Source organism: Mycolicibacterium smegmatis, assembly GCF_001457595.1.
Taxonomy (GTDB): Bacteria; Actinomycetota; Actinomycetes; order Mycobacteriales; family Mycobacteriaceae; genus Mycobacterium; species Mycobacterium smegmatis.
In genome coordinates, this window is record NZ_LN831039.1 from 512,211 (window position 1) to 538,323 (window position 26,113).

Annotated in this window: 23 protein-coding genes; 16 read left to right on the plus strand and 7 right to left on the minus strand. The window is 65.5% G+C overall.

All coding sequences use genetic code 11. The features are described from left to right. The first annotated feature begins 9 nt into the window (after nt 1–9). Nucleotides 10–654, plus strand: a complete 645-nt coding sequence (locus AT701_RS02145; RefSeq protein ID WP_011726958.1) for a response regulator transcription factor — start codon at nt 10–12, stop codon at nt 652–654. A gap of 11 nt (nt 655–665) precedes the next feature. On the opposite strand, the gene AT701_RS02150 is transcribed toward AT701_RS02145, so the two are convergent. After that, on the minus strand, nt 666–1,610 hold the full coding sequence (locus AT701_RS02150; protein ID WP_011726959.1) for an alpha/beta fold hydrolase: 945 nt from the start codon (nt 1,608–1,610) through the stop codon (nt 666–668). Nucleotides 1,611–1,663: 53 nt separating this feature from the next. Here AT701_RS02150 and AT701_RS02155 point away from each other — a divergent pair, with 53 nt between their 5' ends. The 4 genes from AT701_RS02155 (at nt 1,664) to AT701_RS02170 (ending at nt 6,411) form a co-directional block, all read left to right on the plus strand. Beyond that, nucleotides 1,664–2,278: an IMPACT family protein gene (locus AT701_RS02155; RefSeq protein WP_011726960.1), complete on the plus strand. Its 615-nt coding sequence runs from the start codon at nt 1,664–1,666 to the stop codon at nt 2,276–2,278. 148 nt (nt 2,279–2,426) lie between these two features. After that, nucleotides 2,427–2,858, plus strand: a complete 432-nt coding sequence (locus tag AT701_RS02160; protein ID WP_029104241.1) for an MmpS family transport accessory protein — start codon at nt 2,427–2,429, stop codon at nt 2,856–2,858. Next, nucleotides 2,855–5,740 (plus strand): MMPL/RND family transporter, encoded by a 2,886-nt coding sequence (locus tag AT701_RS02165; protein ID WP_011726962.1) that lies wholly within the window; start codon nt 2,855–2,857, stop codon nt 5,738–5,740. Before AT701_RS02160 ends, AT701_RS02165 begins: the two co-directional genes overlap by 4 nt. A 56-nt stretch (nt 5,741–5,796) precedes the next feature. Next, a complete protein-coding gene (locus AT701_RS02170) occupies nt 5,797–6,411 on the plus strand; it encodes a TetR/AcrR family transcriptional regulator (protein ID WP_011726963.1) in 615 nt (204 codons plus the stop codon). Here the strand turns inward: AT701_RS02170 and AT701_RS02175 are convergent. Beyond that, complete coding sequence (locus AT701_RS02175; RefSeq protein ID WP_011726964.1) at nt 6,405–7,211, minus strand: hydroxymethylpyrimidine/phosphomethylpyrimidine kinase; 807 nt, start codon at nt 7,209–7,211, stop codon at nt 6,405–6,407. The genes AT701_RS02170 and AT701_RS02175 overlap by 7 nt on opposite strands. Nucleotides 7,212–7,336: 125 nt before the next feature. Between AT701_RS02175 and AT701_RS02180 the strand changes: the two genes are divergently transcribed. Further along, nucleotides 7,337–8,185, plus strand: coding sequence for a DUF4344 domain-containing metallopeptidase (locus AT701_RS02180; protein ID WP_058125066.1), 849 nt, complete (start codon nt 7,337–7,339; stop codon nt 8,183–8,185). 9 nt (nt 8,186–8,194) lie between these two features. Here AT701_RS02180 and lysE read toward each other — a convergent pair whose 3' ends face one another. Beyond that, nucleotides 8,195–8,794: an L-lysine exporter gene (gene lysE, locus AT701_RS02185; RefSeq protein WP_058125067.1), complete on the minus strand. Its 600-nt coding sequence runs from the start codon at nt 8,792–8,794 to the stop codon at nt 8,195–8,197. A gap of 113 nt (nt 8,795–8,907) precedes the next feature. On the opposite strand from lysE, the gene AT701_RS02190 reads away from it, so the two are divergent. Then, nucleotides 8,908–9,780, plus strand: a complete 873-nt coding sequence (locus AT701_RS02190) for a helix-turn-helix domain-containing GNAT family N-acetyltransferase (protein WP_011726967.1) — start codon at nt 8,908–8,910, stop codon at nt 9,778–9,780. On the opposite strand, the gene AT701_RS02195 is transcribed toward AT701_RS02190, so the two are convergent. Next, complete coding sequence (locus AT701_RS02195) at nt 9,747–10,661, minus strand: EamA family transporter (RefSeq protein WP_014876777.1); 915 nt, start codon at nt 10,659–10,661, stop codon at nt 9,747–9,749. The two genes, AT701_RS02190 and AT701_RS02195, sit on opposite strands and share 34 nt — an antisense overlap. Before the next feature lie 74 nt (nt 10,662–10,735). On the opposite strand from AT701_RS02195, the gene AT701_RS02200 reads away from it, so the two are divergent. Then, the gene (locus AT701_RS02200) at nt 10,736–11,593 is read left to right on the plus strand and encodes a LysR family transcriptional regulator (protein ID WP_011726969.1); all 858 of its coding nucleotides are present in this window, start codon (nt 10,736–10,738) and stop codon (nt 11,591–11,593) included. Here AT701_RS02200 and AT701_RS02205 read toward each other — a convergent pair. Both AT701_RS02205 and AT701_RS02210 read right to left on the minus strand, forming a co-directional pair. After that, nucleotides 11,581–13,185, minus strand: a complete 1,605-nt coding sequence (locus AT701_RS02205) for a carboxylesterase/lipase family protein (RefSeq protein ID WP_011726970.1) — start codon at nt 13,183–13,185, stop codon at nt 11,581–11,583. The two genes, AT701_RS02200 and AT701_RS02205, sit on opposite strands and share 13 nt — an antisense overlap. A gap of 110 nt (nt 13,186–13,295) precedes the next feature. Further along, on the minus strand, nt 13,296–14,099 hold the full coding sequence (locus tag AT701_RS02210; protein WP_036462361.1) for a hypothetical protein: 804 nt from the start codon (nt 14,097–14,099) through the stop codon (nt 13,296–13,298). Between the two features lie 563 nt (nt 14,100–14,662). Between AT701_RS02210 and AT701_RS02215 the strand changes: the two genes are divergently transcribed. The 6 genes from AT701_RS02215 (at nt 14,663) to AT701_RS35345 (ending at nt 22,273) form a co-directional block, all read left to right on the plus strand. After that, nucleotides 14,663–15,481, plus strand: coding sequence for a response regulator transcription factor (locus AT701_RS02215; RefSeq protein ID WP_011726972.1), 819 nt, complete (start codon nt 14,663–14,665; stop codon nt 15,479–15,481). A gap of 165 nt (nt 15,482–15,646) precedes the next feature. Next, nucleotides 15,647–17,434 (plus strand): glutamine--fructose-6-phosphate transaminase (isomerizing), encoded by a 1,788-nt coding sequence (gene glmS / locus AT701_RS02220; protein WP_058127503.1) that lies wholly within the window; start codon nt 15,647–15,649, stop codon nt 17,432–17,434. A 59-nt stretch (nt 17,435–17,493) separates the two neighbouring features. Continuing rightward, on the plus strand, nt 17,494–18,732 hold the full coding sequence (locus tag AT701_RS02225) for a nucleotide sugar dehydrogenase (protein WP_058125068.1): 1,239 nt from the start codon (nt 17,494–17,496) through the stop codon (nt 18,730–18,732). 2 nt (nt 18,733–18,734) lie between these two features. Continuing rightward, nucleotides 18,735–20,030, plus strand: a complete 1,296-nt coding sequence (locus tag AT701_RS02230; RefSeq protein WP_081319335.1) for a glycosyltransferase family 2 protein — start codon at nt 18,735–18,737, stop codon at nt 20,028–20,030. Continuing rightward, on the plus strand, nt 20,027–21,562 hold the full coding sequence (locus AT701_RS02235; RefSeq protein WP_058127505.1) for a polysaccharide deacetylase family protein: 1,536 nt from the start codon (nt 20,027–20,029) through the stop codon (nt 21,560–21,562). The genes AT701_RS02230 and AT701_RS02235 overlap by 4 nt, the downstream gene beginning before the upstream one ends. A 9-nt stretch (nt 21,563–21,571) precedes the next feature. Further along, nucleotides 21,572–22,273: a hypothetical protein gene (locus AT701_RS35345; RefSeq protein WP_174519562.1), complete on the plus strand. Its 702-nt coding sequence runs from the start codon at nt 21,572–21,574 to the stop codon at nt 22,271–22,273. A gap of 35 nt (nt 22,274–22,308) precedes the next feature. Here the strand turns inward: AT701_RS35345 and AT701_RS02245 are convergent, their stop codons facing one another. After that, nucleotides 22,309–22,968, minus strand: a complete 660-nt coding sequence (locus AT701_RS02245) for a GntR family transcriptional regulator (RefSeq protein ID WP_011726979.1) — start codon at nt 22,966–22,968, stop codon at nt 22,309–22,311. Between the two features lie 118 nt (nt 22,969–23,086). Here AT701_RS02245 and AT701_RS02250 point away from each other — a divergent pair, with 118 nt between their 5' ends. Continuing rightward, a complete protein-coding gene (locus AT701_RS02250) occupies nt 23,087–24,409 on the plus strand; it encodes an FAD-dependent oxidoreductase (protein ID WP_223495277.1) in 1,323 nt (440 codons plus the stop codon). Continuing rightward, nucleotides 24,406–26,100 carry a dihydroxy-acid dehydratase gene (gene ilvD / locus AT701_RS02255; protein WP_011726981.1) on the plus strand — a complete coding sequence of 565 codons (1,695 nt, stop codon included), beginning with the start codon at nt 24,406–24,408 and terminating at the stop codon, nt 26,098–26,100. The genes AT701_RS02250 and ilvD overlap by 4 nt, the downstream gene beginning before the upstream one ends. The last annotated feature ends 13 nt before the right edge of the window (nt 26,101–26,113 follow it).

Genomic DNA, 26,113 nt, shown 5'->3' on the forward strand with positions numbered 1-26,113 from the left:
GGGGATGATGTGAAAGTCGTCGTGGCCGATGATTCGGTTCTCCTGCGGGAAGGCCTGATTCGCCTGCTCACCGAGGGCGGTCACGAGGTGGCCGCGGCGGTGGGGGATGGACCGGCACTGGTGCAGGCCGTCGACACCCACCGACCCGATGTCTCCGTCGTGGACGTCCGGATGCCGCCGTCGCACACCGATGAGGGACTGCGCGCGGCGGTCGAAGCCCGCCGCCGGGTGCCGAGGTCGCCGATTCTCGTGCTCTCCCAGTATGTCGAGGTGTCCTATGCCGACGACCTGCTGGCCGACGGCGCCGGCGCCATCGGCTACCTGCTCAAGGATCGCGTCATGGCCCTCACCCAGTTTCTCGACGCCGTGCAACGGGTCGCGTCCGGTGGCACCGTGCTGGACCCGGATGTGGTCGCCCAACTCTTGGTGCGTCGCAGGCGGGATGACCCGCTGCGTCAACTCTCCGACCGGGAGCTACAGGTGCTGGGGTTGATGGCGGAAGGTCGGTCCAACACCAACATCGCACGCACCCTGGTGGTCAGCGACGGCGCGGTGGAGAAGCACATCGGCAACATCTTCGCCAAGCTGGCACTGCCTCCCGACAGCGAACAACACCGTCGGGTTCTTGCCGTGCTCGCGTATCTACGGGGCTGATGAGCCGCCGCTCATGTGATCGACCAGAACTCCAGCAGCGTGCGGATGGTCGCGACGAGCGGCAGCGGTTGATCGAGCATCGGGTGGTGGCCGGCCAGCGCGAGCTCGACGAACGGTCCACGCAGTTGCAGCGTCGAGCGGATCTGCTCGGCCATGTCGGGTGGTACCAGACCGTTCTCGCAACGCAGATAGCCCACGCGGCAAGGGATCTGGGCAAAGGTGTTCTCCAGGATCTCCTGCTCGGCCGGCGTCTGGCCCTGCAGTGAGCCGCTGAAGATCGCCGGATCGAACTTCCACACCCAGCCGGTGTCGGTCTGCCGTACCGATTCCGAGGCGATGTGGCGGTCGATGAAGGGCAGTGTCACGTCCTGCGCCGGAACCGCGCGGAACCGCGCGAGGATCTCCTCTCTGCTGGGATAGCCGGGGTGGTCGCTGCGCCGGTTGCGCAGGCGGCCTTCCTCCGGGGCACGCTCGCGAAGCGGTGAATCGATGATCAGGATGCTGTCGATGTCGGCGCCGTACTTCATCGCGGCCGTCGCGGTCACCCACCCGCCCATGCTGTGGCCCACGATCGTGGGCCGCGCGGCGGGGCCTTCGGCTGCGGCGACGGCGAGGACCTCGCGGGCCCACTTGGTGAGGCTGTAGTGGGAGCGGGTGCCGCTGTCGCCGTGCCCGCTGACGTCCGGTGCGATGACGCGATGGGTCCGGGTGAAGAACGGGGCGATGTGGTCCCACCACCCGGAGTGCGCCGCGCCACCGTGGACGAACACCAGGGGAGGATTTTCCGGATCTCCCCAGGTGCGCAGGTGGATGCGGCACCCCTCGAAGTCGATGGTGGAGTGTTGCGGCCGGTGTTCCAACGCGGCGGTGAACCACTCCGGCGTCCCCTCCGGGGGATCGGACGGCGTCGGCCGTTGTCGCTGGAATAACGGGCTCACCTCGTCAGCATGCCTCATGGCCGTTCCGGGGAAAGAGCCGAATCGCTGTCAGGCGTTCCTAGAATCCGGGTGTGGCGTACACCCTGGAGCCGGCGGCCCGGCCGTACGCCGAGGCGGTCATCAAGAACTCACGTTTCATCGCCCGGTTGTGCCGGGCGGACAGTGAAGCTGCCGCACGTGAATTCATCGGCACCGCGCGGGACGTCGAACGCGGCGCGGGTCATCACTGCTTCGCCTATGTCATCGGTGACGACGAGTCACCCGTCGAACGCTCCAGCGACGACGGTGAGCCGGGGGGCACCGCGGGCGTCCCGATCCTCAACGTCCTCAAGGCCCGTGAGCTCGTCAACGTCGTGGCGGTCGTGTCGCGGCACTACGGCGGGGTCAAGCTCGGCGCGGGTGGTCTGGTGCGGGCCTACGGCGGCACCGTCGCCGCCGCGGTCGACGAGGCCGACCTGCGGCCGCGCCTGCGGTGGGAGATGCTCCGCCTGGCCGCCGATCACGCCGACGCCGGCTGGATCGAGGCCGAGCTGCGGCGACGGGGCTTCGAGGTGACCGGCGTGGCGTACGGCGATCGTGCCGTACTCACGTTGGCGACACGCGACACCGAGTCGTTGATCGCCGCCATCGATCAGATCACCTCCGGTCGTGGTGAACACACCTTCGCCGGGCACGTCTGGCGTTAGCGGCACGCCACTGCTGCGCGCCGGGCCCGGTTGCGACCCGCAATTCCGCTCTGCCCGGACCGGCGGCCTGCGGTACAGTACGCACCGGCATGAGACGGAACTCAAGTTCCGCCTGGGGGCGGCGGCGTGGAAAGGGGTGGGATACGCGGTGTACCGGGTGATGAAGCGGTTCTGGATTCCGCTGCTACTCGTCGTGGTGGTCGCGGTGGGCGCCTACGCGATCGTGCGGATCCGGGAGGCCGCGGGCGCACACGCGCCGACGGTGGCCGAGGGGACCGCCCTGACCGAGAACTTCAACCCCAAGCACATCACCTACGAGGTCACCGGGGCCGGAGGCTCGGCGAACCTCAACTATCTGGACGAGAACGGGCAGCCGCACCTCGTCGAGAACGCGCCGCTGCCATGGTCGTTCACCATCGTCACGACGCTTCCGTCGATGTCGGCGAACATCATGGCCCAGGGCGACCGCAATGTCAGTGGGCTCCGTTGCCGGGTGACCGTGGACGGAGAGATCCGCGACGACCGCGCCAGCGACGACCTCGTCGAACCGTTCATCTACTGCTTGGTGAAATCCGTATGACCAACACGCACTCGAAGTCGCAGCGGCCGTTCGTCGGTCACGTGATCCGGATCTTCTCGCTGCCCATCGTCCTGTTGTGGGTTCTGCTCGTGGTCGCCCTGGGCGCGATTTTCCCGTCGCTCGACGACGTCGCGGCCACACGTTCGGTACCGCTGAGTCCCACCGACTCGCAGGCGTATCAGTCGATGCTGAACATCGGCAAGGTCTTCCGGCAGTACGACTCGGACTCCACGGCGATGGTCGTTCTGGAGGGCGAGGACAAACTCGGCGATGCGGCGCACAAGTACTACGACGAGATCGTCGCCAAGCTGCGGGCCGATCATGAGCACGTCCAGAACGTGCAGGACTTCTGGAGCGATCCGCTGACCGCCGCGGGATCTCAGAGCGTGGACGGCAGGTCGGCGTACGTCCAGATCTTCCTCAACGGTCCGCAGGGCACCACGGCCAGCTACGAGTCGGTTGCGGCCGTCCGCGACATCGTCGAGTCGGTACCACCTCCGCCCGGGATCAAGGCTCACGTCGCCGGCACCACCGTGCTCAACGCCGACACCTCCGTGGCCGGGCACCAGAGCATGGCGCGGATGGAGCTCATCTCGGTGGCGGTCATCATCCTGATGCTGCTCGCCATCTACCGGTCGATAGTGACGATGCTCATCTCGATGGTGATCATCGGACTGGAATTGTTTGCCGCACAGAGTGTCACAGCCACCGCGGGACATTTCAACCTCATCGGGCTCACCCCGTACGCGGTCAGCATGACCACCATGCTGGCGTTGGCGGCGGGGACGGACTACGTGATCTTTCTGCTCGGCCGGTACCACGAGGAGCGATCGAGAGGACTCGACCGCGAAGAGGCGTACTACGTCGCCTATCGCGGTGTCTCCCATGTGATCCTGGGCTCCGGACTGACCATCGCCGGTGCGTGTCTGTGCCTCACGATGACGACCCTGCCCTACTTCCAGTCGATGGCACTTCCGTGTGCGATCTCGATCCTGGTGATCGTCATCGCGGCCCTCACCCTGGCGCCCGCGGTGCTGACCGTCGCATCGAGGTTCGGTCTGCTCGACCCGAAGCGTGAGCTCTCGACCAAGAGCTGGCGCAAGGTCGGCACCGCCGTCGTCCGCTGGCCGATCCCGATCATCCTGGTGACCGGCCTCGTGGCGGCCATCGGTTTCGCGAGCCTGCTGACCTATGTGCCGCAGTACAACGACCAGAAGTTCACGCCTGCCGACATGCCGGCCAACGTCGCCATGGCGGTCGCCGACCGGCACTTCTCCGAGGCGCGCATGAACCCCGAATTGCTGATGCTCGAAGCCGATCACGACATCCGCAACCCCGCCGACATGCTCGTGATCGATCGTGTCGCGAAATACGTCGTCCACATGCGCGGTATCGAGCGGGTGCAGACCATCACCCGCCCACTGGGCTCACCGATCGAGCACAGCTCCATCCCGTTCCTGCTGGGAGCGCAGAACGCCGGCACCATGCAGGCCGCGAAGTTCAACAACGACAACACCGCTCAGATGCTCGAGCAGGCCGACGAGTTGAGCCGGACGATCGCCAGCATGGAGCGCATGTACGGCCTGACACAGGAGCTGACAGACACCACGCACAGCATGGTCGGGCGGACCCACGACATGGTGGAGGCCACCAAGGAGATGCGTGACAGCCTCGCCGATTTCGACGACTTCTTCCGCCCGATGCGTAACTACCTCTACTGGGAACCGCACTGCTACGACATCCCGGTCTGCCAGTCGTTGCGGTCGGTCTTCGACACCTTGGACGGCATCGGCCAGCTCACCGATGAAATGCAAGGTCTCACAATTGATATGGACCGCATGGATGAGCTGATGCCGCAGATGCTGCCGATCCTGCGGTCGACCATCGATTCGATGAAGACGATGCGCGACTTCATGATCGCGACCCACAGCGTCATGGCCGGAACCCAGGCACAGCAGCAGGAGCTGGCCAAGAACGCCACCGAGATCGGTCTGTACTTCGATCAGGCCAAGAACGACGACTTCTTCTATCTGCCCCCGGACGTGTTCGACAACCCGGATTTCAAACGCGGGCTCGAGATGTTCGTGTCGCCGGACGGCAAGGCGGTCCGGATGATCATCACCCACCAGGGCGATCCGGCCTCGGTCGACGGTATCGCGCATGTGCGCGATCTCAGGGACGTGGTCGCCGACGCGGTCAAGGGCACGCCGCTGGCCAACGCGAAAGTGTCGTTGGCGGGTACGGCTTCGTTGTACAGCGACATGCAGGACGGCGTCGTCACCGATCTGATGATCGCGATCATCGCGTCGATGATCCTGATCTTCGGGATCATGCTCGTCATCACGCGAAGTGTGGTCGCGGCGCTGGTGATCGTGGGCACCGTGGCCGCCTCGCTGGGCACTGCATGCGGCCTTTCGGTCCTGCTGTGGCAGGACATCCTCGGCCTGGGTGTGCAGTGGGTCGTGCTGCCGTTGTCGATCGTGATCCTGCTGGCGGTGGGCTCCGACTACAACCTGTTGCTGGTCTCCCGGTTGAAGGAGGAGATCCACGCCGGGCTCAACACCGGCATCATCCGCGGCATGGGAGCCACCGGTCGGGTGGTCACCGCGGCGGGTCTGGTGTTCGCGTTCACGATGATGGCGATGATCGTCAGTGACCTGCGCGTGGTCGGCCAGCTCGGCACCACCATCGGTCTGGGGCTGATCGTCGACACCCTGATCGTCCGGGCATTCATGACGCCGTCGATCGCCGCGGCCCTGGGCCGGTGGTTCTGGTGGCCGCTGAACACCTTCGAGATCACCCGGCGGGGCAGGCAGGCGCCGCACGCGCGGTCGGTCGACGGCAACACCCAGCCCTTCCCGGGGGTGACGACGGCGCCGTGAGGCCACGGCTGGATCTGGCAAGCTGGTGACTGAACTGTCGATCGCCAGAGAGATACATGAAGGCCACCGATTCGAAGCTGAGGCAGCGCACCGACGGGCGCCTGGACCGCACACGGGATCCGGCGATCCTCGACGCCGCGTTGGCCGCACTGGCGGAGAACGGTTACGCGGGCACCAACATGGACGACATCGCCTCGCGTGCAGGTGTCGGGAAGGCTGCCATCTACCGGCGGTGGTCGTCGAAGGCTGCGCTGATCACCGATGCGCTCGTGTACTGGAAGCCCGCGCTTCTCATCGACGACATCCCCGACACCGGCAGCCTCGAGGGTGATCTGAACGAAATCGCCGAGCGCGCGGCACGCAACGCCGACGAGCGGATCACCTACGACCTGATCCTGCGTGTCGCCGTCGAGGCCATGAATGATTCGCAACTCGCCTCGGCGCTCGACGATCTCACCCTGTTGAGGGGCCGTCGGACGATGACGGCGATCCTGAAGAACGCGACCGCGCGCGGCGAGATCGCCCCCGACACGGACTGGTCACTGGTCCCGGACGTGCTGACCGCGATGCTGCTGATGCGTGCGATCCGCGGTGAACGGGTGGACGCGAACTACGTCCGGAAGGTCATCGACACCGTCATCGTTCCCGCGGTGCGCGCAACCGCCTATTGACCGCCCTGCCACACCGCGTCGAACGGTGCGTTGCCGCCGACCCGCGCGACGATGCCCGCAGTAGTGAACTCCTTGGCCCTGAGCACGGCCTCTGGCACGTCGGCGCCCTTGGCTAGTTCGGCGGTGATCGCGGCGGCCAGCGTGCATCCCGCGCCGGCGACGCGGGCCTCGCCGACCTTGGCGGCACGCAGCACCTGGGCGTTCCTGCCATCTGAGTCACGGTCGAAGAGGACGTCGACGGCGTCGCTGCCGGGGAACTCGACGCCGCCCTTCACCACGACATGGCGCGGCCCGAGATCGGCGATGCGGCGGGCGGCTTCGATCAGGTCGTCGACCGTGGTGATCTCGTCCATCCCGGACAGGGTGCGCGCTTCGAACAGGTTGGGCGTGGTGACGGTCGCCAGCGGCAGAATCTCGCGGCGCAGCGCGGTGTCGGTGTCCAGCGCGGCGCCGGGTTCCTGGCCTTTGCAGATCAGGACGGGGTCGACGACGATGTGGCGCCACTGCTGCCCGCGCAGCCCCTCGGCGACGACATCGATGGTCGCCGGTGTGCCCAGCATGCCGATCTTCACGGTGTGCAGGTCGTATGCCGACGTCGCGGCCTCGATCTGATCGGCGACCACCTGCGCCTCGACGGGTACGAACCGATGCGACCAGCCGGCCTTCGGGTCGAACGACACGATGCAGGTCACGGTGCCCACGCCGTAGGCGCCGAGCTGCTGGAAGGTCCGTAGGTCGGCCTGCAGACCGGCGCCGCCTGTCGCTTCGGATCCGGCGATGACGTAGGCGAAATCAACCACGTGTACGACCCTACGACAACCGCGGGAGGTTTCGGTCGGGGGCTTTGCCCGCTATTGCCACCGGACGATGGCGCCATCGGCTACGGTGACGAAATCGTCAATATCGACCGACCCGAGGATGCTTCGTGCTCAGATCTTTCGCTTCGGCCCTCGCCCTGACCGCCCTGCTCGCCGCGGGGTGCGCCGCCCGTTCTGATCAGCCGTCTCCCGAGAAGGCCGAGGCGGGTGCGGGCGAATCGGAAACCGTTGTTGAAGCAGCGGATTCGGACACCGGTGCCATGGTGGTGCAGTACGAGGACGCCACCACTGAAGAGGCGCAACGGGGGCGTGAGCTGCTGCAGAAGACCGGGGTTCTCGAACAGCTCGCAGAAGACGTCACCGCCACCTACAAGCTGCCGTATGACATCCCGCTCATCGGGGCGCAGTGCGATGAGGCCAACGACTTCTGGAGCCCTGACGACCAGGCGATGAGCATGTGTTACGAGGACGTCGACGAAAGTCTCAAGATCTTCGGTGAGGCCGGCGACCCCGACCCAGAGGAGTCGGCCCGTCGCGTCGTCGTCGCGTCGTTCTTCCACGAACTCGGGCACATGCTCATCGACATCTACCAGTTGCCGGCCACCGGTCGCGAAGAAGACGTCGCCGATCAACTGGCCGCGTCGATCCTGCTCGGCCCGGACGACGACGGAAACATCGATCCCGACTACGTCCAGGCGGCCAAGGACCAGGCCCGCGAGTACCAGATCTATGCGCAGCAGGACGAACCCGACGAGGAGTTCTTCGCCGACGTTCACACCCTGGACAGAGCACGCGCCTACAACTTCGAATGCTGGATCTACGGATCCGATCCCGAGGCCAACGCCGACATCGTGGAGCAGGGATTGCTGCCCGAGTCGCGTGCCGAGCGCTGCCAGGACGAGTTCGACAAGCTCACCAATGCCTGGGCGGAGCTACTCGATCCGCACATCAAATAGCTCATCGGTTCACGTCAGCACCATGCCGAGGCCGAGCGCGATCATCGTCACGGCGATCACGCCGTCGAGGATGCGCCAGGTCATCGGAGTGGCGAACAGCCCGGCCAGGCGCTTGGCGCCCAGACCGAGACCCAGGAACCAGATGGCGCTCGCCAGCACCGCGCCGGCGCCGAAGAGCCACCGTTGCTCGCGTTGTTCGTTGGCCAGGGTGCCCAGCAGCACCACGGTGTCGAGGTAGACGTGCGGGTTCAGCCAGGTCAGCGCGAGGCACGTGACGAGCACTTCGGCGAGGCGCGCCGGGGTGCGCTCGGACGGATTGAGCGTCGACGGACGCAAAGCCCGGCGTGCCGCGAGCACGCCGTAGCCGATGAGGAACGCTGCGCCGCCGAACTTCGTGACCGTTACGGCATCGGGGTGTGCGGTGATCACCGCGCCGACGCCGGCAATGCCCGCGGTGATCAGCAGCAGGTCTGACACCGTGCAGACCGCGATCACGGGCAGGACATGCTCGCGTCGGATGCCCTGGCGCAGCACGAACGCGTTCTGCGCGCCGATCGCGGCGATGAGTGCCATCGAGGTGAGGAAACCGAGGACCAGCGGGGAGTTCACGCGGTCGACGTTATGAGCGCGTGTCGATCAAGTACAGCTAATGATTCTACATATGGATTAGTGCTGCTTATTTAAACTGGGCATCGAAAATATCTCTGACTAAGGTCAGAGATATGAGTGTCACGTCGGTTCTTCGCCGGTTCAACCGCACCTACACCCAGCGCATCGGTGTGCTAGACGAGTCGTACCTGGGCACCGGCCGGCCGCTCAATGTCTCCCGCGTGTTGTTCGAGATCGGGGGCCTCGGGGCGGTGACGATCCGCGATCTGCGGGACCGGCTCGGGCTCGATTCCGGTTACGTCACCCGCATCCTGACGCGACTGGAGAACGAGGGGCTGGTACGCGTCGTGCCGGACCCGGCTGACGGACGACGCCGCATCGTCGAACTCACCGACGCGGGCCGGGAGGCCGTGAACGAACTCGAGGACCGCTCGGAGAGTCGTGCAGCCGACCTCGTCGCGCCGTTGACTGCCCGCCAGCGGGAGCGGCTCGCCGACGCGCTCGCAACCGCCGAACTCCTGGTGCGTGCGGCGACGGTGCGACTCGTGGAGGTCGACCAGGATTCCGATGTCGCGCGCACGGCCCTCACGCACTACTACGACGAGCTGAACCGGCGCTTCCCCCAGGGCTTCGACCCGGGCGCGCCGTCCGGTCCGGAACACGGTGCGCACTACATCGCCGCGATCAGCGACGGCCAACCGGTCGGCTTCGGTGGCATCCGACCGCTGGAGTCGGGCGACGACGGGCCGGTCGCCGAGGTCAAACGCATGTGGGTCGACGATCGCTGGCGCGGAGCGGGTCTGGGCAGCCGGATCCTTCGCCACCTGGAAACGCTTGCGGCCGAACATGGTTTCGCGCGAGTGCGGCTCGACACCAACGGCAACCTCGGCGAGGCGATCGCGTTGTACGAGCGCACCGGTTACGCCCAGATCGATCGTTACAACGACAATCCCTATGCGCAGTTCTTCTTCGAGAAGCGGTTGTAGGCCGGACATTCTCTCGATCCGCGTGCGCTCAGCACCGCGTTGCTGACGACGATGAGGCCGATGCCGAACCATTCGTGCGCGGCGAGGGCCTGACCGAGCAGCACCCACCCCGCCAGCGCCGCCCAGACCGGGTTGACGCTGGTGAAGGTGCCGAACATCTGGGCGGGGACCCGGCGCAGCGCGAGCAGATCTGCGACATACGGCGCGATCGAGGACATCACCCCGCACGCGGTCGCCAACGCGATGGCGGCGACAGTGGGAACATGCGTCGCGAACCAAGCGATGGCGATGGGTGTCCATGCGAGCGCGGTGACGACGGCCGCCGTGGCTGTGCCCTGCAAGCCCGGCAGACGTTGGCCGACAGTGCGATTCAACAACACGTACGTTCCCCAGCAGGTTCCGGCGACCAGCGCCAGGCCGACGCCGACGAAGTCGGTGGCGGGGCCGGGCTGCGTGAGCACGACGACGCCGGCGCCCGCGATCAGGGCGCAGCCCATGTCGAGCAGCCGACGTGAGCCGGCGATCGCCACGGTGAGCGGGCCCAGGAATTCGAGCGTGACAGCCAGGGCCAGGCCGATGCGGTTGACGGCGGTATAGAGGCTCAGGTTCATGACGCTGAACACCAGGACCAGGCCGACGATGGGTGGCCACTGGTCCCGGCGCAGGCCGCGCAGACTGGGGCGCACGGTGGGAGCGAGGACCAGCGCGGTGGTGAACTGCCGGATCGCGACCACACCGACCGTTCCGATCATGGGGAACGCCATCGCACCGAGGCCGGCACCGGCCTGGTTCGACGCCGAACTGCTCAGCATGAGGGCGATGCCCACACGGCGATGGCGTCCAGATGCTGAGCTGGTCGCCCGATCTGTGGCCTCCGGCATCTGCATGCGACCAGCGTAAGTACGTGGCTGCCATTCACCTAGTGCATGTTTTGACGATGCCATACGATCTGGTTATGGAATGGACGCTGCGGGAACTCCGCGTTTTCGTGACGGCCGCCGATACCGGATCGTTCACCGATGCCGCAGCGCAGCTTCATGTTTCGCAGGCCGCGGTGTCGCGCACGATCGCAGGCCTGGAGAAGATCGTCGGCGACAGGCTTCTGCGGCGGGTTCCGCGCGGGTGTGAGCTCACCGCGGCGGGACAGCAGATCCTGCCGCTGGCGCGCAGAGTGTTGGCCGAAGCCGAAAGCTTCACGGAGTTCCTGCATTCGCGCCATGGAGTGTTGAGGCTGGGTTACGCGTGGGCCGCGGTCGGTCGGCACACCGCGCGTCTGCAACGGGACTGGGCGCAGCGGCAGGCTGACATCGAATTGGAACTGGTCCGGCACAATTCGCCCACGGCGGGGCTTGCGGAGGGTCTGTGTGACGTGGCGGTGATCCGGCGGCCGACCGACGAAAAGCGTTTCGCGTCGGTCATCGTCGGGCTGGAGCGTCGGCTTGTCGCGTTCGCATCCGACGACGAGCAGTGGTCGGGGCGCAGGCAGCTGAGCATGGCCGAGATCGCCGACCGCACCGTGATCATCGATCCACGGATCGGCACCACGAGCAGCGAGTTGTGGGAAGGTTCGGGGCACGTGCCGCAGTTCATCGTGTCCACCGACGTCGACACCTGGCTCGACGCGATCGCAGCCGGTCGTGGCGTGGGCACCACTGCCGAGGCCACCGCCCACCACCACCCGCGTCACGGCGTGACGTATCGGCCCATCAAGGACGGGCCCCGGATCGCGGTGCGGCTCGCATGGTGGCGCGACCATCGGCCGCGCGGCCTCGACGAGCTGGTCGACGCGGTGACCCGGCTCTACTCCACGTGAGACAGCGGCTCGGGCATCGCTGCGAGCTGGTTGAACTCGTCGAATGCTGCCATTCGGTCGCGGTACGGCACGTCGGCGATATGAGGCGAGGGCAGGTCCCACACCAAGGTCGACGGCGTGTGCTCGGAGAACTGTGGCCACGAGACGGGGCCCTGGACCGACGGGTCGCCAGTGGCCAGGAAGCTGAGCCAGGCCGCGCGTAGCTGTCTACCGAGTGTGCGGTCGGCATCGGTCCATGGCCAGTCCCGCACGCCGTAGGTGCCGAACAGGTAAGGCACGTCTGCTCCGTGAAATGCCGCGGCGTAGGACTTTTCGATGAGGTCGCTGTCGGGTGGGATCGGTGGTCGGCGCAGGAAGTTGTAGTGCCACAGCGGGCTGTTTCCGCGACGTGCCTGTAGACGGGCAGCGGTCCAGCTGGACCACACGAAGATCCGGTCGCTCTCCAGCGCCCTGCTGGCGGCGGGGACCTCGGCGTCCGACGATGCGGGATAGAGCTCGAGGAGCCGGGCGGCGTGTACGCCGTACGTGCGGCGTACGTGGTCGTGATAATCACGCAGACACGCGAGATACCGCGACCCGGATCGTTCATTGCCCACGTTCCCGACGATCATCGGCACGTCGAGTGCGCGACCGCTCTGGTACGCGGTGAGCGGTGATTCCCGCAGAACGTGGCCGTCGACAACGGGATAGGCCGCGTCGACCACGTGCGTACTCGTCGACGGGCCCGGCCTGCTGTCCGAACACCACGCGCCCTTGGCGCGTGGAAGCGAAACCGCGGCAAGGGTTTCAGGGGGAACCGCCCGCAACTGCGCGGCTGTTCGCGCGCCCAGCAGATCGGCGATCTCGGTGCCGGCCTGTTCCGCGGCCGAAAGGCTCTGCGGGTTCGCGGCGTGGCTGGGGCCGTCGAGGACGGGCGCCACTCCGGGGCCGCTCTGGGCGATTGCGCGGTGGATCAGTCCCGCGGCCAGGTCCGACGCCCGCAGATTGTGCACGCTGTGGCCGCCGGCCGACACCCCCGCAACGGTCACCCTGGTCGGGTCGCCGCCGAATGCTTCGACGTTGTCCTGCACCCACCGCAGCGCCGCGAGTTGGTCGAGCATTCCGTAGTTGCCGGAGACGCCGTGATCGGACTCGGCCGACAGTGCCGGGTGCGCGAAGAAGCCCAAGCGACTCAACCGGAAGTTCACGCTGACAACCGTCGCGCCGTCGCGCGCGAGCACCGTCCCGTCGTACAGCGGGTTGGACGCCGACCCGAACTGGAACGCGCCGAAGTGCAACCACACCAGGACGGGACGAGGCTGCTCGCCGCGCGGGCCGGTCCAGACGTTCAAGTACAGACAGTCCTCGCTGAACTCGCGCTCACCGCCGTGATACAGCGAATTGGCCGCAACGTGCGGCTGCGGTGCACTCGGTCCGTAACGCAGCGTAAGACGGACACCGGTCCAAGGCTTCACGGGTTGCGGTGGCCGCCAACGGAGATCCCCGACCGGCGGCGCGGCATAGGGGATACCGAGAAACCAGCGGACCTTGCCGTCGGGGGAGTTATGGCCTTCGATCCGGCCACCCGTGACGGTGACCTGTGCGGCAGTCATGGCGCTCCTTGATGCGGTGATCCTGACCGTGTCCGAACGCTAGTCACCGATCGAGTACAGCGGAATCCGCGTTCTGGTGTGCAGAACAGCACAACTATTTCCGCTGGGGCTCAGGGTGTGTCTTCACCTGATCCGTCGTCCACGCCGTCGCTGTCATCGGCAGGCGGCGCGTCGCCGGTATCGGGGGCGTCGCCGGTAGGCGGGTCGACAGCATCGGGTTGATCTCCGGCGCCGTGGTTGGGATTGGTGCAGATGGTGCCCTCGCAGGGCGAGTATCCGTTGCTGCCGTCGGGGTTCCTGATGGCGTCGGGCGCGACGAAAGTGCCCGCAGGGCACGCCGGATCCTGGTTCTTGGCGCAGTACTCGTGGGTCAGGTTGTTGCCGGTCGATCCGTCGGCACCGGCCGGGCCGCCGTTGATGGGCCGGCCGTCGGGGCCCCACGTCCCGACAGGGTCGGCGGCGCCGTGGTTCGGGTTGGTGCAGATGGTGCCCTCGCAGACCACGTACGTGGGTGATCCGTCCGGGTTCCGGATGGCGTTCGGGCCGACGTAGCTGCCGACCGGGCAGGCCGGATCCTCATTGCGGGCGCAGTATTCCTGGGTCAGGTTGTTGCCGGTCGATCCGTCCGCGCCGACCGGACCGCCGTTCACGGGTGCCCCGTTGGCGTCCCAGTGACCGCCTCCCGATTTCACCGCGACGAATGGTCCGACGTAACTGCCCGCAGGACACTTCGAATCCCGGTTGTGCGCACAGAACTGTGTGTCCGGTGCCGGCGCGGCGCTCGACTGTGCGACCGCCGACGACGTGGCCGACGGGGATTCTTCGGCCGCAGGCCCCGATTGGGATCCGCAACCTCCCACAAGCAGGGCGAAAACCGCCGCAAGCAGCACGAACATCCTGGATCGCAACGTCATTCAACTCTCCCCGAGAGACGGCATCATGAAAGCCTTTGTCGCATAACAATCTTGAGCAAAGGCGACCTGTTCGCCACCATAGACCCGTTTGCTTGCACAGTGAAGGGTTTACGTCGGTGCGGGTGACGGTAGAGCAGCCGTCGGCGGCCCACTGAACGTGCACGAACGTACGGTTCGGATCGTGCGTGTCGCGGCGCCGCCGAAAACCAGCAGACGGAATCGAGCGGTTATACCGACCATTGGTATGTAAATAGGCGTGCTAGCTGGTCAAACGCCGCTACGGATTCCGTAGGCGCTGATCGCGCGATCAAGAAAAATATATACACCTGCAAAAGCTAGCGGTGACCTGGGAAAATTCGCGTTGACCGTAGTTCTGGCAAATGTTTACGATTCCTGCGGACCTCAGAGAGGGCCACTCGCGTGTTACAGGGGGGAACTGCGTTGAAGCGTGGATATGGGCCATCGTTGCTGGTCGGGGTTGCGAGCCGCCGATGCCGTGGAGCCGGTCGCGGATTCGAGATCAACACTGCACTGGCACGACAAGGTTGCCGACGTTGACACAGGTGGACATGGGCAACGTCTCTTACGCTGCGACGCCGTCCGAACGGGAATCGGTGTGTGGACACACTGCTCTGTACCGTCGCCGATCGGCGCCAGGGGCCCGGACGTCATTCTCGTGCCAGGATGACCTGCGCGTTGTCCCAGATGACGGAGTCGGTCTGCTGCGGGACACGAGAATCCTCGTCGTCGACGACTCCACGCTGTACCGGGACTACCTCGCCGCGGCGCTCGCGGCGCATGGTGCGGTCGCTCCCGGCGTCGCCTGGGACGGGCCGTCCCTGCTCGCCTCGTTCGATGCCACCATGCCGCGCGTCATCCTGCTCAACATGGCCACTCGCGACAGCGCGACACTGCTGAAACAGGCCTTGGCGCTCGGACCGCACACGCGCGTCGTGGTCATCGGGATCGCAGAAGACGACGAAAGCGCGATAGTCGCATGCGCGGAAGCCGGTGTGGCCGGCTACCACTCTCGTTCCGAGTCGCTCGACGAGCTCCTCGAACTGATCCACAAGGTAGCTGTGGGCGAGACGCTGTGTTCGCCGAAGGTTTCAGCAATCCTTCTCAGAAGGCTGTCGACACTGGCCGCCCAACGAGAGCCGGCACCGACAGAACTGGTTCTCACGCGTCGGGAGATCGAAATCCTGCGCATGCTCGAAGCCGGGCGCACGAACCGTGAGATCGCCGAGCAGCTCTGCATCGCCGTCCACACCGTGAAGAGCCACGTGCACAATCTGCTGGCCAAGCTGGGCGTCAGCACGCGCGCGCAGGCGGCCGCGTTGTCCCGCACCATGCGGTACACCGCGGACCCACAAGAGGACTAGTCCGCGATCTAGACCGGTCCGGTCCCCGAAATCGATCCCCAATTCACTCTGATGGCCGATGTGCCAACAGCTTTCGGTGGCTGATAGTGAAGAGGTGTTCATGGGGGTAGCTGAGCGCCAGGTCGCTCGATCGCTGGAAACAGATCCGAATGAAGGATGTCGCTGATGTGCGGGATCATCGCATGCCGCACGAACCGGCCAGCCGCGGACTATCTCCGCGTCGGCCTGCGCAGGCTGGAGTACCGGGGTTACGACTCGGTGGGGGTTGCACTACAGACGGAGGCCGGCACCGTGGCCCGGTTGCGGACGACCTCGCGTATCAGTGCACTGGAGTCGCTGCTCGACGAGTGGTCGGGACCGACCTTCGACGGAGTGGGCATCGGCCATACGCGGTGGGCAACACACGGCGCGGTCACGGAGACCAATGCGCACCCACACAGTGACTGCGGTGGTCGGCTCAGCCTGGTGCACAACGGGATCATCGAGAACGCAACGCAGTTGCGCACCGAGTTGAGCGCCGCCGGTCACAGGTTCACCTCGACCGTCGACAGCGAAGTGCTGTGCCATCTCATCGAAGACGAGCGGTCGAACGGCGCGGACCTGACCTGCGCAGTGCAGAACGCACTGGCGAAGGCGAGGGGCTCGTGGGCGCTGGCCGTTCTTGAACACGGCACCGGACGCATCGCCGTCGCGGCATCGGGTTCTCCTCTCGTCGTGGCGAACACGTCCCACGGTGACTTCGCGACGAGTGACGTCGCGGCCATCGCGGATTGGGCCGACGAGTTCCGTGTCCTCGAAGACGGTGATGTCGTGGAACTTTCCGTCGACGGCCGGTGGACCAGGGCGGGAATCCTCTCGGCGCCGCCGCCTGCGACACGGTGCACGCTGCGCACCCGTGACGTGGAACTCGACGGTTACACCGACTTCATGGCCAAAGAGATCGACGAACAACCCGAAGCGGTCGCGAGGGTCCTCGATTCGATGGCAGGCCGGATCGCCACCGGCGCTCTGTGGCGCGACTTCGGCCTGCCGTCTTTCGAACGGCTCCGTGTGATCGGCTGTGGGACTTCGCTCAACGCTGGCACCGTGATCGGCAACCTCGCGCGTGACCTGGGCGGGATTCCGATGGCCACGACGGTGGCGAGTGAAGCGGCCATGGAGGTTTTCGATGCGGGACAGCTGTGGCTGGCCATCAGCCAGTCGGGCGAGACCGCGGACGTACTGCGCGCGGTGGAGTCACCGGCGGTGAGCGAATCGTCACTGGTGGCGCTCACCAACAGCGGACACTCGACACTGGCACGCCTGGCCGACGCGGTCGTGGGATGTGCGGCCGGCCCCGAAATCGGTGTGGCCGCCACGAAAACATTCGTCTGCCAGGTTGTTTCGGGGAGTGCGCTGATGATCTCCGCGCTCGTCGCGATGCGGCGGATCTCCGCGGCATCGGCCTCCCGGCTGGTCGACGATCTTCGGCGTCTGCCGGAGCAGCTCGATGCCGCGACCGTGACCGCCAAGAGCGTCGTACCGCCGATCGCCGAGGAACTCGCCACGGCAGGAGGATTCCTGTTCATCGCTCGCGGACTGGGCCTGCCGTATGCATCCGAAGGTGCGCTCAAACTCAAGGAACTCACCTACCGGTGGGTCGAGCACTACCCGGCCGGCGAACTGAAACACGGTCCGCTCGCGCTGGTCGGCAACGGAACTCCGGTGATCGTCGTCAGCACAGGTGATCCGAAGATCGAAAGCAGCATCGCCGAGATACAGGCCCGCGGCGGACACGTCATCTCGATCGGCTCGGCGGGAAGCACGGTCGCAGTCACCGACGGGCCGAACGCGCCATGGGGTCCGATCACGGCCACCGTCGCCCTGCAGATCCTTGCACGGACCATGGCTCTGACGTTGGGCCGGGACGTCGACAAACCACGCAATCTCGCGAAGTCGGTGACGGTGGAATGAAAACCCGAACATCCGGAACATTCGCGGACTCTCAGCAGGAAAACGGGGAAGGAAGACTGTTGATCACACTGCAACGCACGACGATTGCCGTCGTGGGACTCGGTTATGTGGGACTGCCCACCGCGCTGGCGTTCGCGGAGATGGGAGCAGAGATCATCGGCTGTGACCTCAGCGAGGACCGGCTGGCGAACATCAAGACCGGAGACGTCGACATGCTGCCCCGGGACCGGACACGGCTTCTCCGACAGCTCGATTCGTTCAAGCTGACCACCGAGCCCAGTGCGATCGGAGTGGCCGACGCGGTCGTGGTGTGCGTCCCGACCCCGGTCGACCCGCATCAGTCCCCGGATCTGCGGGCGCTGACCGCAGCATGCGCCAACGTGGTGCGGTACGCGACGAAGGGACAACTCCTCGTTCTCACCTCGACGACATACGTGGGGTGCACACACGAGATGCTCGTCGAACCACTGCAAGCTGCGGGGTTCACGGTCGGCAAGGACATTTTCGTCGCGTTCAGTCCCGAACGCATCGATCCGGGAGTGAAGGATCACGCGCCGGAGCGGACGCCTCGCGTCGTCGGTGGTGTCACCCCGGCGTGCACGGCCCGCGCCGCAGCCCTGCTGAGGCATACCGCGAGTTCCGTGCACACCGTCTCTTCTCCCGAGTCCGCGGAGATGACCAAGTTGGTCGAGAACTCGTTCCGTGCGGTCAACATCGCTCTGGCCAACGAGTTCTCGGAAGTAGCCCGCGAACTGAGCGTCGACGTCATGGAGGTCATCGACGCGGCGGCGACCAAACCGTACGGGTTCATGCCGTTCTATCCGGGCCCGGGCGTCGGCGGCCACTGCATACCGTGCGATCCGCACTATCTCCTGTGGCAGTTGCGGGCCCGCCGATTCGACTCGCCCCTGATGCGGACAGCGATGACATGCATCGCCGCACGCCCACGCGACGTCGTGTCGCGGGCCCGGGAGATGCTGGCCGAGCGAGGGAAGCCCACGCAGGGCGCGCGTGTCCTGGTGGTCGGTGTCACGTACAAGCCGGGTGTCGCCGATCTGCGTGAGTCACCGGCACTGGCGATCATCGACGATCTCACCGCTGCCGGAGCCGTCGTCTCGTTCACCGACCCGCTGGTGCCCATGCTGCGGACGCCACGGGCCGGAACGCTCACCAATCACCGCTCGCCGGAACACGATGAGTGGGACCTGGTGCTGGTGCACCATTGGGCAGAAGAGCTCAGGGACTGGGTGTCGGCCCAGCCTGTGGTGCTCGACACCACATTCGGTCGGCGAGGCTGAACGTGGCGACCATAGCGGCGGCAGATCGCACCATCGCCTCGGTGCGGCCGGCAGAGTTCGGCGTCAAGGTCGTGATCGTCATGACTTTGCTGCTCATCGTGATGCTCATATTCGGGTACAAGGTCGTGAGCCTTCAGAACATGAAGGACGAACCCTTCTGGGCGGCATACGGACTGGTCATCACCGCGTTCATCTTCACCAGGTTCGGTCTGGCCGCACTGTACCGTCCCCCGCGTCGCGATACCGAGAACTACTGGCCCGTCGTGGCCATCATCGTTCCCGCGTACAACGAACCCGACATCGCCAGGACACTCCTGCACTGCCTCGGTGTCGACTACCCGCGAGAACTGTTGCGTGTGGTCGTGGTCGACGACAAGAGCAGTGACGACACCCTGCGGCGGATCACTGATTTTGCCGCAGAGCACCCGAACCTGACGGTGATACCGCATGAAGTCAACGGTGGAAAACGCCGGGCGATGGCCACAGGTATGGCAGCCGCTGACGACGCCGATCTGTTCGTCTTCATCGACAGCGACAGCCAGGTGACGCGTGACGCGATACGAGTCATCGCATCGTATTTCGCTGACAGCTCGGTCGGCGCGGTGTGCGGGCATACCGACGACACCAACCTGTCCCACAACATCCTGACCCGCATGCAGGCGATGCAGTACTACATCGCCTTTCGCATCTACAAGTCGGCAGAGGCGTTGTTCGGATCGGTGACCTGCTGCTCGGGTTGCTTCTCGGCATATCGCGCCGATGCGGTACGGCCCGTGGCCGACAAGTGGTTGAACCAGACATTTCTCGGCCGCCCTTCGACTTTCGGTGACGACCGCAGCCTGACCAACTACCTGTTGCGGGACTGGCGCGTGCTGTACGCCCCCGACGCGCAGGCCTATACCAATGTGCCCGAACACCTCAAGCAGTTCTTGCGTCAGCAGTTGCGCTGGAAGAAGAGTTGGCTTCGGGAGGCGCCGCGGGCGATGTGTGCCGTGCGACGCAAGAACCCGGTCATGGTGGTGATGTTCGCTCTGAGCATCGTGCTGCCGTTCATCGCGCCTCAGGTGGTCATGAGGGCATTCGTCGTCCAACCGCATTTCATAAGTCAACTGCCGTTCTGGTACTTCGGCGGTGTCGCTGCGATCGCCGTCATCTACGGGCTGTTCTATCGGCTGCACCGACCTGTGAAGCGTTGGTACCAGGGCATTTTCTTCACGATGTTCTACACGATCATCCTTGTGCTGCAGATGCCGTACGCCATGGTGACGATCCGCGACAGCAAATGGGGGACGCGATGAGGCACCGTCGGCAACGTAAGAGCTACTCGATGGCGCTCACGGCGGTCTCGGCCAGCCTGGTCGCGGCGTACCTGGCCGCACCCAGTTACTGGCAGTGGCACCGAGCCGAGGAACGGCAGCAGCGTCTTGAGATCGTCCAGGTCGACACACCGTCGGGCGCGGTCGATCGACGGTTGGTGCATGAACTGCGCGATGCCACGGTGAGTTCGCAGAGCGCCCCGATCATCATCACCTACCACGACATCGGCTACAACGAATCGCCCTACACCGTGACGCCGGAGCGGTTCGCCACACAGATGCAACTGATCCACGACGCAGGCTGGACGACGCTGACGATCGACCAACTCGACGGATGGCTGGACGGTGATCCGTTACCTCCGCACAGCGTGCTGGTCACCTTCGATGATGGAGCGAAAGGTGTGTGGCGGTATGCGGATCCGGTGCTCGCGCGGTTGGGGATGCATGCCGCCGTGTTCCTCATCACCGGGTTCGTCGGAACCCACCAGCCCTACTACATGACGTGGGACGAGATCGGCCAACTGCACTCCAGCGGGCGGTGGGATCTACAGGTGCACACCCATCTGGGCCATGTCGAGGTGCCGGTCGATGCGGCGGGCAACCAGGCCCCGTTCCTCACCAGCCTGCAGTGGCTCGCCGACCATGGCAGGAAAGAGACGCAGCAGGAGTACCACCGGCGGGTGCTGCAGGATCTCTCGGAATGCAAGCGACAGTTCCGCGCACACGGATTGCCCGAGCCGAGCTACTTCGCCTATCCGTTCTCTGCCCACGAGGGGGAATCCGAGGAAACCGAGCCACTGCAGGAGATCGTGACGTCGCTGTACCGCATGGCGCTGCTCGATGATGCACTGGAGATCAGGACGAGCTCCAGCAGCGATGTGCAGGCCGGGATGATCCAGCGCATGGACATCGTCGCTGCCACCAGCACCGATCTGCTCGTCGACAAGCTGGAGCAGGCCAGCCCGATCGACCCGAAGGCGTCGCGTCCGTTCGCTGACCCGACCGGGTGGGTCGACGGCACCAACAACCCGGCACCGGTCGACCTCGATGCCGACACCCTGCAGATCAACCCCGACCCAGGCGAAGAGGTGATCCGGACCTACGCGCCGATTCGCAGCACGATGTGGACCGACTACACCATCGAAGTCGACGTGAGCGGTTTCGCTCCGGACGACTGGACGACGGCCGGCGTCACCGTGCTCAAGCCCAGCCGGGCGCCTTTCGACGGCAACGTCTCACAACAGGTCGATGTGCGGATTCGCGGGAACTCGTTCGGTATCGGCCGCAGTTCGAAGGAGTTCGCAGATCACCCTCTCCTGCAGGGGAATTCGCACCACGTCGTCATCGATGTCACGGCGCAGCGGGTCACCGTCAGCGTCGACGGTGACATACCCCAGGTGATTGAACTGGACAGCAACCGGTCCCGCGGTGTCGGAGGCGGGGTGTCGTTCTGGGCGTACCGGCAGTCCGAGGCCAGCCCGCCGATCGTGTTCTCGAACCTCACGATTCGCTAGGGGCTGCAGATGAAACGACTCATCGCCCTGGGCGCGCTCTGTTGCGCGGCGTGTGGTCACTCGGGTGCGCAGGGGTTGGGCCTCTCCGACGATTTCACCGGTCCCAATGGTGTGATCGCGGCCGAGGGTACGCCGGTGCAACCAGGTGACAAGTGGATCGTCACCAGCGGAACCTTGTTCCGGGACAACGGCACTGCGTGGACGGGTCCGCCGGACGAGTCCACGGGTTCGGAGGTCTTCCGGATGGTTTCGGTGGTCCGCGGGTTCAACGACCTGCAGATGTCGTTGGCGATGCGCGTCGACGCCATGTCGACGACGGCACGAACGCCTGCGCAGGACTACGACGGTGCACACATCTGGGTGCGCTACCAGTCCGATGTCGCGCTCTACGCCGTGAGTGTCGACCGACGCGATGCCACCATGACCATCAAGAAGAAGTGCGCGGGCGGGACCGACAACGGCGGGACGTACTACGACCTGAACGGTTTCGTGCATGACGTACCCATTCCGTTCGGAAAATGGCAGCACATCGCGGTGACCGTCCGCGATCACCCAGATGGCTCGGTGTACATCGACGCCACGCGTGACGGGATCACGATGAGCGCGGTCGACGACGGTGTCGGCTGTGCACCGTTGCACGGCGGTGGTGTCGGGATCCGTGGCGACAACGCCGAACTCCGTTTCGCAGACATCTCGGTGACGTCGCTGTAGAGAAGCGCACAGCCGCATGTCTCTGCCTGGTAGGGCTACGCCGGTTGGTTGTGGCGGGGCAGGGTCGCGTAGGCGAATTCGAACAGGTAGTCGCTCAGGGCGAGGGATGCTCCATTCGCGGCTTCGGCGTTGCCTGCCGCGATCGCGGCGAGGATGTCATGGTGCAGCTGGGCGGCCCGACGCAGCTCCTCGACCGGATCGCTCAGATGCCCGAACCAGAAGCGTCGTGAGAGCCCCTGAAGTGGTGCCATCGCCACTTCGATGTATTCGTTGTGGGTTGCCGCGACGACCAGCGCGTGCGCTTTACGCAGGAAGTTTGAGAAGTCGGTGACGGTCTTGTCACCGCTCACAACGTCCTCGGCGAGTTCGCGGGCGGCTTGTCGTTGTGAATCGGTCGCCCGCGAGGCAGCGACTCGCACGGCGAACGGTTCGAGTATGCGGCGCAATTCGAGGAGTTTGAGCTGCGCTTCGACGGAGGTGGGCGGAACCAGCACTCCCCGGTTGGGGTGGATCTCCAGCAGCCGCTCCCGCGAAAGCCGCTGCACCGCTTCCCGCACCGGCGTGCGGCCCAACCCGGTGAGCTCCATCAGCTGTTTCTCGGAGACGAGACTTCCTGGCGCGATTTCGCCGAGCACGATCATGCGCTCGATCTCGACGAAGGCTTGATCGCTCTTGTTCTGCGGCTCGCTGGTCATTTGCCTCCTCTCGGTGGGCTAGACAGTATCGCGCTCGGAGATGTACGGTCCACATATGACTGATATATCGGTTGTATGGCGGCTGCGGCCGGAGATGGGCGATCACCGACTTCCCGTGGTGGCCGACGTCGATGTCGCGGTGGTCGGAGCCGGCGCTGCAGGAGTCGCCGCCGCGACTGTGGCCGCCGAAGCGGGCCTCTCGGTGGTGGTCGTGGAGAAATACGGGTTCGCCGGCGGGGCGGCCGTGGCAGGTATGTCCGGCACCATCTGCGGGATGTACCTGGCTTCCGACTCCGCGTCGCGGCCCGAGAGGGTCGTGCACGGCTTCACTGAGCGGTTCGCCGGGGAGTTGACCGTCCGCGGCGGACTCACGGCGCCACAGCGATATGGCAAGACCTTCACCGTTGCTCACGATCCGCTGGTGTGGCGGGAGGTCGCAGATGACCTGATGACCGCGGCAGGCGTCCGAATTCTCTATCACACCCAGGTGATCGATGTCCTGATCGAAGGCGACGACTATCAGGGGTTGGTTTTGGCGTCGAACGCCGGGGTTGGCGTGGTACGGGCGGCCAGGATCATCGATGCCTCGGGCGACGGTGCGGTGGTGGCACGCGCGGGCGGCGGGTATCGGTTCGGCGATCACGGGCGCATCCAGAACCCCACGATGTTCTTTCGGCTGGGTAACGTCGATCTGCACGCCTTCTGGTCCGCATGGGGGCCCAACACGATCTCACCGCAATGGGTTTCCGACGCCATCGAACAGGCGCGTACCGCTGGACTGGATCTCCCCAGAAACAAGATCTGGATCTTCGACACCACCCGTCCTGGTGAGTTGCTCGTGAATGCGACCCGGCTCACGGCGCCGGACGGTCGCATGCTGAACGTGATCGACCCTGCGGACTTCACCATTGCTGAGGTCGAGGGGCGTCGTCAGGTGCGCGCATATGCCCGGTTCCTCGCAGAAAACGTTCCGGGATGTGGGCACGCTTTCGTGGTGGACACCGGCGTCGAAGCAGGCATTCGTCAGACCCGCACGGTGGACTGCATCGAGACGCTGCGGGACGGTGACGTCGTCGATGGCGCGAAACGTGACGACAGCATCTGCCGATCACCGTGGCCGATTGAGTTGCACGACGGTGAAAAGCCCAAGCTTCATTGGCTTCTGGATGACTACTATGACGTCCCATACGGTGCGTTGGTGCCCCAACGCGGTGAGAACATCATCGTGGCCGGCCGCTGCTTGAGCGCCGAACACCAGGCGCTCGCCTCTGCGCGGGTCACCGCACAGTGTTTCGAGTACGGCCATGCCGCCGCGGTGGCCACCGCCCTCTCACTCGATCGCGGCACTGCCTATCGCGACCTGGACCCGGCCGGTATCCAAGCCCGGATGATCGCCAGCGGAAGCGCATTACGCACCCCTCAACGACAGGATGTCCCGTGACCGACAACTTCGAACGCGCAGGCGCGCCCGGCGAACTGCGTAGCAACTTCACGCCGGGAAGCACGCGCTGGGCCGTACGTCGCGCGCAATGGAGCGCCATGGGGATCGATTGGCGCGACCAGGAGAAGCCCAAGATCGCAATTGTCAACACCTCCTCGAAACTGTCCGTGTGTTTCGCGCATCTCGATGACGTGGCCGTGCGGGTCGCCGAGGCGGTACGCGCAGCCGGAGGCCTTCCGTTCGAGATTCGTACGACGGCGCCAAGCGATTTCGTCACCAGTGCTGGGCGGAAGGCGCGCTACCTGATGCCTACCCGCGATCTCATCGTCAATGATGTCGAGGCAGCGGTGGAAGGTGCGGTGCTCGACGGAGTCGTTTTTCTCTCGTCGTGTGACAAGACGACTCCTGCGCATCTGATGGCAGCGGCGCGGCTGGACCTTCCTGCCATCGTCGTCATCGGCGGGTACCAACGCGGCGGCACCTGGAGCGGATGTTCGGTGGACATTGACACCGTGTACGAATCCGTCGGTGCCTTGACCGCAGGCACGATGACCGTCGACCAACTCGGTGAGTTGGCGGATCAGGCGATCGAGGGGCCGGGGGTGTGCGCCGGACTCGCCACCGCGAACACCATGCACTGCCTTGCTGAAGCTCTCGGCATGACGGTGGCGGGATCTGCACCGGTACGGGCGAACTCCGATCGAATGCTGGACAATGCCGCAGCAGCCGGACACCACATCGTGAAGATGGTCGAGCAGAACCTCACTGCGCGCCAGGTCATCACCGAGAAGTCGATCGAGAACGCCATCGAGGTGGCGCTTGCCCTCGGCGGGTCGGTCAACTGTATTCGCCACCTGGCGGCGATCTGCGCCGAGGCGGACCTCGATCTGGATGTGGTTGGCATGTTCGAGAAGCACGGCGGGGATGCCGTCCAGCTCGCGGCCATCCGTCCGAACGGTGCGCACCAGGTGTGGGATCTCGACGGAGTGGGCGGCATCCAGACTGTGATGCGTACTCTGCTTCCCCGTCTGCACGGCGATGCGCTCACAGTCGACGGCCGCACCGTGTCAGAGCGTGCAGCAGATGCGCAACCTGCCGACGGTGACGTGCTGCACCCGCTCGACGACCCCATCAACGACGAGCCCGGCCTGATCATCCTGCGCGGATCCCTGGCGCCGGATGGATCGATCGTCAAGGTCGCCGGTGTCGGTAAGGCGACCCGTCGCCAGTTCAATGGCCCGGCAAAGGTTTTCGTGGGTGAGGATGACGCCATTGCCGCACTCGGTGACGGCCGGATCCAACGCGGCGACGTCATTGTGCTGCGGGGCATGGGGCCACGTGGAGGGCCGGGCACGGTCTTCGCGGCGAGCTTCGTCGCCGCGCTGAACGGGGCGGGGCTAGGCGGCCACGTCGCAGTGGTCACCGACGGTGAACTCTCCGGACTCAATCACGGACTCGTGGTCGGGCAGGTCATGCCCGAAGCCGCCGACGGCGGCCCACTGGCCGGACTCCAGAACGGAGACACCGTCGCGATCGACCTGGACGCTCGTCGGATCGACAGCCACCCGATCCGCGACGGTGAGCCGGTGCGTGCCACCGGAGAACACCCGGAACGCGGCTGGCTCGGACAGTATGCGGCCCTGGTCGGCCCGGTCCAGCGTGGTGCGGTACTTCGCAGGCCGCGCAATTGAGCTCGCCGAATCG

What these genes read in the sequence shown, in the direction of transcription:
- AT701_RS02190 (WP_011726967.1), top strand. Translation starts at nt 8,908, where the DNA reads ATGAGTGTCACGTCGGTTCTTCGCCGGTTCAACCGCACCTACACCCAG.
- AT701_RS02200 (WP_011726969.1), top strand. Translation starts at nt 10,736, where the DNA reads ATGGAATGGACGCTGCGGGAACTCCGCGTTTTCGTGACGGCCGCCGAT.
- AT701_RS02195 (WP_014876777.1), bottom strand. Translation starts at nt 10,661, where the DNA reads ATGCCGGAGGCCACAGATCGGGCGACCAGCTCAGCATCTGGACGCCAT.
- AT701_RS02235 (WP_058127505.1), top strand. Translation starts at nt 20,027, where the DNA reads ATGAGGCACCGTCGGCAACGTAAGAGCTACTCGATGGCGCTCACGGCG.
- AT701_RS02165 (WP_011726962.1), top strand. Translation starts at nt 2,855, where the DNA reads ATGACCAACACGCACTCGAAGTCGCAGCGGCCGTTCGTCGGTCACGTG.
- AT701_RS02205 (WP_011726970.1), bottom strand. Translation starts at nt 13,185, where the DNA reads ATGACTGCCGCACAGGTCACCGTCACGGGTGGCCGGATCGAAGGCCAT.
- glmS (WP_058127503.1), top strand. Translation starts at nt 15,647, where the DNA reads ATGTGCGGGATCATCGCATGCCGCACGAACCGGCCAGCCGCGGACTAT.
- AT701_RS02170 (WP_011726963.1), top strand. Translation starts at nt 5,797, where the DNA reads ATGAAGGCCACCGATTCGAAGCTGAGGCAGCGCACCGACGGGCGCCTG.
- AT701_RS02245 (WP_011726979.1), bottom strand. Translation starts at nt 22,968, where the DNA reads ATGACCAGCGAGCCGCAGAACAAGAGCGATCAAGCCTTCGTCGAGATC.
- AT701_RS02150 (WP_011726959.1), bottom strand. Translation starts at nt 1,610, where the DNA reads ATGAGGCATGCTGACGAGGTGAGCCCGTTATTCCAGCGACAACGGCCG.
- AT701_RS02210 (WP_036462361.1), bottom strand. Translation starts at nt 14,099, where the DNA reads ATGACGTTGCGATCCAGGATGTTCGTGCTGCTTGCGGCGGTTTTCGCC.
- AT701_RS35345 (WP_174519562.1), top strand. Translation starts at nt 21,572, where the DNA reads ATGAAACGACTCATCGCCCTGGGCGCGCTCTGTTGCGCGGCGTGTGGT.